General features: G+C 47.6%; 5 protein-coding genes and 1 tRNA gene. All 6 read left to right on the top strand.

Annotated features, from left to right (window positions below):
• Nucleotides 1-24 precede the first annotated feature (24 nt).
• The 6 genes from H1R82_RS12505 (at nucleotide 25) to glmS (ending at nucleotide 7,916) form a co-directional block, all read left to right on the top strand.
• Nucleotides 25-99, top strand: a tRNA-Gly gene (locus H1R82_RS12505).
• 597 nt (nucleotides 100-696) lie between these two features.
• The gene (gene rocF / locus H1R82_RS12500; RefSeq protein ID WP_181732775.1) at nucleotides 697-1,599 is read left to right on the top strand and encodes an arginase; all 903 of its coding nucleotides are present in this window, start codon (nucleotides 697-699) and stop codon (nucleotides 1,597-1,599) included.
• Nucleotides 1,600-1,931: 332 nt separating this feature from the next.
• Nucleotides 1,932-2,762 (top strand): diadenylate cyclase CdaA, encoded by an 831-nt coding sequence (gene cdaA, locus H1R82_RS12495; RefSeq protein ID WP_181732774.1) that lies wholly within the window; start codon nucleotides 1,932-1,934, stop codon nucleotides 2,760-2,762.
• Nucleotides 2,755-3,960 carry a CdaR family protein gene (locus tag H1R82_RS12490; RefSeq protein ID WP_181732773.1) on the top strand — a complete coding sequence of 402 codons (1,206 nt, stop codon included), beginning with the start codon at nucleotides 2,755-2,757 and terminating at the stop codon, nucleotides 3,958-3,960. Before cdaA ends, H1R82_RS12490 begins: the two co-directional genes overlap by 8 nt.
• A 29-nt stretch (nucleotides 3,961-3,989) precedes the next feature.
• Nucleotides 3,990-5,330 (top strand): phosphoglucosamine mutase, encoded by a 1,341-nt coding sequence (gene glmM / locus H1R82_RS12485; RefSeq protein ID WP_181732772.1) that lies wholly within the window; start codon nucleotides 3,990-3,992, stop codon nucleotides 5,328-5,330.
• Between the two features lie 759 nt (nucleotides 5,331-6,089).
• Nucleotides 6,090-7,916 carry a glutamine--fructose-6-phosphate transaminase (isomerizing) gene (gene glmS / locus H1R82_RS12480; RefSeq protein ID WP_181732771.1) on the top strand — a complete coding sequence of 609 codons (1,827 nt, stop codon included), beginning with the start codon at nucleotides 6,090-6,092 and terminating at the stop codon, nucleotides 7,914-7,916.
• Nucleotides 7,917-7,968: the final 52 nt, after the last annotated feature.

Below are 7,968 nucleotides of genomic sequence, written 5' to 3'. Positions count from 1 at the left end.
GTCCTTCATGGCTCACCAATCTATGCGGAAGTGGCTCAGGGGTAGAGCATCGCCTTGCCAAGGCGAGGGTCGCGGGTTCGAATCCCGTCTTCCGCTCCAGACTGAAAAACCTTCATTGTATCATCTTACAATGAAGGTTTTTTTATTTTTTGTGTTTAGAATCCGGGTGTTTTTTTATGGGATTCTCTTTATGGAAACGATCCGTTTGCTGCTCATACCGGCAATCTCATCTCCGAATGCTCCGCCACTTCTCATTTTCTTATCGAAACGGTGCTGCTGTTTGGAACGTTCCCCAACGATGCATGACGGTTTTGATCTGCGAAGAGTTATTGAAGCGTCGTCGATCCATAAAAAAATTGATCATAACAAAAGATGAATCATAACAAAAAATTGATCTTAAAAAAAGTGTATGAAAAAGATGAATGAAATGTCTTTTTTTATGAGAATGGGATAAGGCATCCATTATGAACCATGATCGCGGTCATGGTTGTTTTTTTGCCTGTTTGCTTGGGGTTTGGCATAGATTTGTGTTCATTCGTCCACACTATAACAAGTGGTAAAAGTGATTATATAAAATATGAAAATGAATAATTATACAATATATTTTCATTTGTTGCAATATTTTTTTGTTTCATTTTTCAGGGTGTGTTAAAATAGCGTTGTCGATGATATAGAACACAAAGGGGTTATGTTTCAATGAAGCAAAAGTCCATAACATTGATCGGCATGCCAATGGATTTGGGGCAAGGACGTCGCGGTGTGGATATGGGCCCCAGTGCGATTCGTTATGCATCTGCGCAGTCATTGTTGGAATCTTTGGGATATGATGTGGAAGATCTGGGCGATTTGTCGATTCCGACGCCCGAGTCCCGGCATCAGGGAGATCCGAAGCTGAAGTATTTAAATGAAGTTCGCCAGGCGTGTGAAAATTTGGCGGATGCTGTTTTTGATGTCATGAAACGAAAGCGTTTTCCTGTGGTTCTTGGAGGAGACCACAGTATTGCGATCGGAACCGTGGCTGGTGCGGCAAGGCACTTTGAAAAAATGGGCGTGATTTGGTATGACGCTCATGGGGACTTGAATACAGGCGAAACTTCGCCTTCCGGAAACATTCATGGGATGCCGCTTGCTGTCAGCCTGGGAATCGGACATCCTGATCTTGTCAATATCGGGGGTTTTGCACCAAAAGTATCCCCTGAGAACGTGGTGATTATCGGGGCACGCTCGTTGGATCCGGGGGAGCGTGAATTGATCAAAGAATTGGGAATCAAAGTTTTTACAATGCATGAAATCGACCGCATTGGAATGGCCGGAGTGATGGAAGAAGCCATCCACATTGTATCGAACGGAACCGACGGGGTTCACTTGAGTCTTGATTTGGACGGACTCGATCCGAAAGATGCCCCCGGAGTCGGGACTCCGGTGCAAGGTGGTTTGACCTATCGTGAAAGTCATTTGGCCATGGAAATGTTGGCCGAAGCGGATATTTTAACTTCTGCCGAGTTTGTGGAGGTCAATCCCATTCTTGACCGGGAGAATCAGACTGCCAAAGTGGCCGTTGCGTTGATGGGGTCTGCTTTTGGGCAAAAGATTTTATGATAGATATTATGCTTCAGATAGAAAAAAGCTGTGACCTGTCCGGGTTGCAGCTTTTTTCGTGGCATCGCACCGCCTGAGAATATGGCGGGAACGAACCGGCCAGGGTTTTGATGACGGCAGGGGAGGAAAGGGTTGGAAGAACCCCTTTGATTTGGGTTGCCGGACAGGAAGTGTTATATTAATGGTGAAACGGGAAGGAGTCATCCGTCAAAATACCTGAGCAGCGGAAACAGGGATTTGAAAAAACGGGATCCGGAACAATATTTTTTTCCGTTTACGAAAAAATAAAAAGAGATGATCTACCGAACGAATGGTTTAAATGGAGGGGCTTGATGCAGTCATTGGCTGAGGTAAAAAATTATCTGAGTGATGTTGTAGACATTCTGATTGTCAGTTATGTGATTTATCATTTGCTGAAATTGATGCGGGGAACCCGGGCTGTTCAATTATTGAAAGGAATCACCGTATTACTGGTCATTTGGCTGATCAGTAATGAATTTGAACTGAAAACATTGGAGTTTTTTATTGAAAATTTCTTTTCCGTGGGACTCATTGCCGTCATCGTGATTTTTCAGCCGGAGTTGCGCAGGGCGTTGGAACAACTGGGACGAGGCTATTTTTTTGGGAGAAGCAGTCAGGTGGAAGACCAAATCGCAACCAAAATTGTCAGTGAAGTGACCAAAGCCGTTGTTCAACTCGCAAAACAAAAAATTGGTGCATTGATTGTGATCGAAAAGGATACCGGCTTGTCTGATTACATTGAAACCGGAACCGTTCTGGAAGCCCGGCTGAGTGCGGAGTTGCTCAAAAATATTTTTATTCCGAAAGCACCGCTTCATGACGGGGCGGTGATTATCCGGGAAGAATCCGTGATGGCGGCCGGGTGTTATTTGCCGCTCAGCGAAAATCCCTACATCAGCAAAGATTTGGGCACCAGGCACCGGGCGGGAATCGGGTTAAGCGAAGTGACCGATGCCGTGGTTGTGATCGCATCCGAAGAAACCGGGCAAATCTCTCTGGCTTATCAAGGAGAATTGGAGCGGAATTTGAGCGAGGACGAATTGGTGTCGCGTTTATACGAATTGCTGAAACCCCCGGAAAAGTTCTCAACCGTCTTCTGGATGCGTAAGGAAAAGGAAGAGGGGAAGGAGAAAGATGAATAAATGGCTGGAAAATGATTTGGTGTTGCGCATTGTTTCCTTATTGCTGGCCGTCATGTTGTGGCTGACCGTGACCGATCATTCCTTTTCTTCCTTTTCAGTCAAGGAAAGCATGACCATTCGGGATGTGACGGTTCAGGTAAAATACGACAAGGAACAATTTGAACTGACAGGGCATCCTCCCAAAGTGGAATTGCAGTTATACGGAGACAAGCGGGCGTTGGAAAACGTCCCGGGAACTTACCGATTGTTTGTGGATGCAAATGAAGTGGGGGAAGGGGAACACCGTCTTCCCGTACAGATCGAAGGATTGCCCCTTGGCGTCAAAGGAAAAGTAAAGCCGGAACGGGTTTCTGTGACTTTAAAACAGAAAGTGCAGAAAGAAATGACGGTGCAAGCGGATGTGATTGGCAACGTTCCGGACGGTTTACATATCAATAAACCGGTTGTCACCCCTCAACGGGTGTTGGTCCGGGGAACCGAAAGCCGTTTGGACCAGGTAAAAGCGGTGAAGGCCGTTGTGTATTTGTCGGGACAAACTCAAACACTTAAAAAAGTTGTCCGGCTACAGGCGTATGGTGACAATGGGTTGATTCAACAAGTGGAGATCTCGCCAAGCGTCGTTACGGTGGAAGTGCCCATCAGCATTCCCAACAAACAGGTTCCGCTTTTGATTGATGTGAAAGAGCCGCCGCCCGCGGGTTACGCGGTGGAAAGCATTCGGGCCAGCCAGGATCAAGTGACGGTTTACGGTTTTAATGAATATCTTGAAAACCTTCAATATTACATTGGTCCGGAGTTGGACTTGAGCAATGCCCGGAAAGATTTCAAACGGACCGTGCCAATTCCAATCCGTGAAGGCGCGATCAAAGTGGAGCCCAAGGAGATAGAGATTTATGTTAAAATGGTTTCTGCCAAGGAAAAGACGTTGGAAGATGTTCCGCTTACCGTGACGGGGCAGGAAGAGAAACAAAAAATTGATATTCTCTCACCCTCCGGAGGAAACATGAATATCACTCTTTCAGGGGCACCGAAAAACTTGACGGGGCTCAATCAATCGGACATCAAAGCGGTCATTGATATTTCAGGTTTGTCGGAAGGAATTCATGAAGTACCAATCCGGTTTATTTTGCCTGACTTTATCCAAGTGGCCGAACAGAACAATTTAAAGGCAAAGATCAGGATTCGTGACAGCGAATAATGGTTCTTGATGATTGAGGAGGAGAAAACATGGGTAAATATTTTGGAACCGATGGAGTACGGGGAGTAGCGAATCAAGGGTTAACACCTGAATTAGCCTTCCGCCTCGGACGTTACGGAGCCTATGTGCTGACCAAAGGAAAAAAGCGCCCGAAAATTGTTGTGGGAAGAGATACACGCTTGTCAGGGGAAATGTTGGAATCCGCGCTCATCAGCGGAATGCTTTCCATCGGATGTGATGTGTTTCGGTTGGGTGTCATCTCAACCCCCGGTGTGGCCTTTTTGACCCGTCATTTTGAAGCGGATGCCGGAGTGATGATTTCCGCATCCCATAACCCCTTTGAAGATAATGGAATCAAATTTTTTGGAGCCGACGGCTACAAATTGTCGGATGAAACGGAAGCAGAGATTGAAGCGTTATTGGATCGCGAAGACGACAACCTGCCTCGCCCGGTCGGAGAAGGAATCGGTCGTGTCACGGATCATCACGATGCAGCGCAAACCTATTTGGAACATTTGAAACAAACCATAGACACCGATTTGTGCGGAATGCATATTGTGGTGGATTGTGCCAACGGAGCGGCTTATGAGTTGGCACCGATGTTGCTACGGGATCTGGGGGCGGATGTCACCACCATTTTCGCCCATCCCGACGGCGTCAACATCAATGTGAATTGCGGTTCGACGCATCCGGAGCGTTTGCAGGAAGAAGTGTTAAAACAACAAGCGCACCTTGGGCTGGCTTTTGACGGAGATGCGGACCGGTTGATTGCCGTGGACGAAAAAGGAAATGTGGTGGACGGCGATCAAATCATGGCCATCTGCGGAGCCTATATGAAGGAAAACGGCACCTTAAAAGGAGATACCATTGTCACCACCGTGATGAGCAACATCGGTTTCTTTAAAGCGGCGGAGAAATTGGGAATCGCCACGGAAAAAACCAAAGTGGGCGACCGTTATGTGATGGAAAAAATGAGAGAAGGCGGCTTTAATCTCGGCGGTGAACAATCCGGCCACATTATTTTCCTCGATTACAACACAACCGGCGACGGCATGTTGACAGCGGTTCAACTCTTGCGGGTGGTGAAGGAAAAAGGACAAACCTTGTCGGATTTGACCAAAATTATGACCAAATACCCCCAATTGTTGACCAATGTCCCCGTGAAAACCAAAGAAGGCTGGGACCAGAACCATGCGATCCGTTCTGCGATTGAATCCGTGGAAAAAGCTTTGGGAAATGAAGGCCGGGTATTGGTGCGCCCCTCTGGTACCGAGTCGCTGATCCGTGTGATGGCCGAAGGCCCGGACGAAGAGTTGTTGCAAAAATATGTGAATCAAATCGCGGAAGAAGTCCGCAACCAATTGAATTAAAAAATAATCGTAAGCTGAAGCCCTGTTTCTTCCTATTCATCAGAGAAACAGGGTTTTTATTGTGAATATGATTCACGGTGATTGAATAAAAGAAACCAAAGGCGGCTCCCGCCACCAACAAGATGGCCGGTCCATCCAACCAATCGGGCAAAAGTGCCCCGGTGGTGAATTGATAGCGATTCATCTTTTTCCGCATCTTTTATTTGAATGTTTTTCAAGTGAAACCCCGCTTTGAATATTTCAGAAATATATTATTTTTTCATCACAAATTATTAAAAACCTTCTTTTCAAGAGGGATCAACGGTTGAAAAATCACGGGTTTGGCTGGTGGGATCATTTTTATCCCGCCCTTTACATCCGGAACATCTTTGAATACCATATACATGAGTGTTTTTTCATGAATGAATCCGTTCAGGAGGTGATGTCCGGAAAGAGGGAGCGGCTTATTCAATGAATATGGTTGTTGTAAAGCGCCTGGGCTGCAGAGGAGACGTGGATCTGCAGTTGACGAGGAGGAGGAGTATCGAGTGATCGGCGGATACCTCCCGGCTTCGCATCAAAGCCGAGGAATCGCGACACAAAACAGCGGGGCGACCCGTTGTACAAAAGTTGCGATATGATGCCAAGAGAGGTCGGACGAAAACAAAAAAGAGAAAAAAAGAGAAAGCGTGGAAATGATGATGAACGGGTCAAAGACAAACAGGCTTTGGATACCCGTGGTTCGTCATTGTTTCTGCGAATTTCAGGGGGTATTCACATATGTGCGGAATTGTTGGATATATTGGCTCCAAAGAGGCTCAAAATCTGTTGCTTGAAGGTTTGAGCAAATTGGAATATCGCGGATATGATTCGGCTGGTCTGGCGGTTTACAACGGGGAAACGATCGGTGTGCAAAAAACCGAAGGACGGCTGACCAATCTCGAAGAAAAACTCCGTGCCCAATCCCTGCCGGGGACGTTGGGAATCGGACATACCCGGTGGGCGACACACGGAAAGCCTTCAGACCAAAACTCCCATCCCCATACGGACCAAACAGGTCGTTTTGCGGTGGTTCATAACGGGATTATCGAAAACTACATTGAACTGAAAGAAGAATTGATCGCCAAAGGATTCACCTTTGAATCCGAAACGGACTCGGAAGTGGTAGCCAAACTGCTGGCTGACATGTGGAACGGCGACTTGGTTTCCACCGTGCGGGACGTGGTGGCCCGCTTGGAAGGGGCCTATGCCTTGGGAATTATCAGCGAATTGGAGCCGGATAAATTGGTGGCTGTGCGCCAGGCAAGCCCTCTGATTGTCGGGGTCGGCGAATCGGAAAACTTTATTGCTTCCGATATCCCGGCGATTTTGCAACACACCCGCGATGTGTACATTCTGGAAGACGGGGAAATGGCTGTCCTGAAAGAAAACCAGGTGACCCTGATGAAAGTGGACGGGACGCCTGTGGAACGGGAAGTCATGAATGTCAAATGGGACATTGAAACAGCGGAAAAAGGCGGCTATGACCACTTCATGCTGAAAGAAATCCACGAACAACCCAAAGCGATTCGCGACACGTTGTCCGGTCGTCTGAAAGACGGGGAAGTGGATTTATCCAATGAAGTGAAGCTGACCAAAGAACAAATCCAAGAGATCGAAAAAATTCACTTTGTGGCTTGCGGAACGGCTTATCACGCCGGACTAGTCGGGAAATATGTGTTGGAAGATCTCGCACGGATTCCGGTCGAAGTGGATGTGGCGTCCGAATACCGGTATCGTAATCCGCTCATTACCGAAAAAACGCTGGTTGTCGTGATCAGCCAATCCGGGGAAACCGCCGATACGCTGGCTGCCCTCAGGGAAGCGAAAAAGCACGGCGCCCGGGTTCTTGCCATTACGAACGTGGTTGGATCCAGCGTTTCCCGGGAAGCCGATGATGTGATCATTACCTGGGCCGGACCGGAAATCGCGGTGGCTTCCACCAAAGCTTATACTTCGCAATTGATTGCCATTTATATGCTGGGAATTTATTTGGCTCAGGTTCGTGGCGGAAAAAGCCGGGAAGAACTGGCGGAAATCATCCGTCACCTGGAAGAATTGCCGGAAAAAGCAGAGCAGGTACTCGGCCAAACCGATGTGGTTGAACAATTTGCCCGGGACATCGCCAGCCATGAACATCTCTTCTTCCTGGGACGCGGCTTGGATTATGCCGTTACTTTGGAAGGTTCGCTCAAATTAAAAGAGATTTCCTACATTCATTCCGAAGCTTATGCGGCCGGCGAATTGAAACACGGCACCTTGGCTTTGATTGAAGAAAACATCCCGGTCATTGCGCTGGCCACCCAGGGCAGTGTTTATGAAAAAATGATCAGCAACATCCAGGAAGTGAAAGCCCGTGGCGCTTATGTTCTCGGGTTTGCCGGGGAAGGCGACACGGAGATGATCAAATCCGTGGATGAAGTGATCCACATCCCGTCGACACTGGATCTTTTGGCTCCGGTATTGACGGTCATCCCGCTGCAATTGTTCGCCTACTATGCATGCCTGGAGCGCGGCTTCGATGTGGATAAACCGCGGAATCTGGCAAAAAGCGTGACGGTGGAATAAAGAAAAAATGAACGGAACAAAGATCATTTGTGAAAAAACCTCTTCGGTTGCC

The organism is Thermoactinomyces intermedius, from assembly GCF_013912365.1.
GTDB classification, from domain to species: Bacteria; Bacillota; Bacilli; order Thermoactinomycetales; family Thermoactinomycetaceae; genus Thermoactinomyces; species Thermoactinomyces intermedius.
The sequence above is the reverse complement of the archived record's forward strand: the minus strand, read 5'-3'. Positions and strand labels throughout refer to the sequence as shown.

Coding starts and splice junctions, on each gene's coding strand:
- rocF (WP_181732775.1), top strand. CDS start 697: ATGAAGCAAAAGTCCATAACATTGATCGGCATGCCAATGGATTTGGGG.
- cdaA (WP_181732774.1), top strand. CDS start 1,932: ATGCAGTCATTGGCTGAGGTAAAAAATTATCTGAGTGATGTTGTAGAC.
- H1R82_RS12490 (WP_181732773.1), top strand. CDS start 2,755: ATGAATAAATGGCTGGAAAATGATTTGGTGTTGCGCATTGTTTCCTTA.
- glmM (WP_181732772.1), top strand. CDS start 3,990: ATGGGTAAATATTTTGGAACCGATGGAGTACGGGGAGTAGCGAATCAA.
- glmS (WP_181732771.1), top strand. CDS start 6,090: ATGTGCGGAATTGTTGGATATATTGGCTCCAAAGAGGCTCAAAATCTG.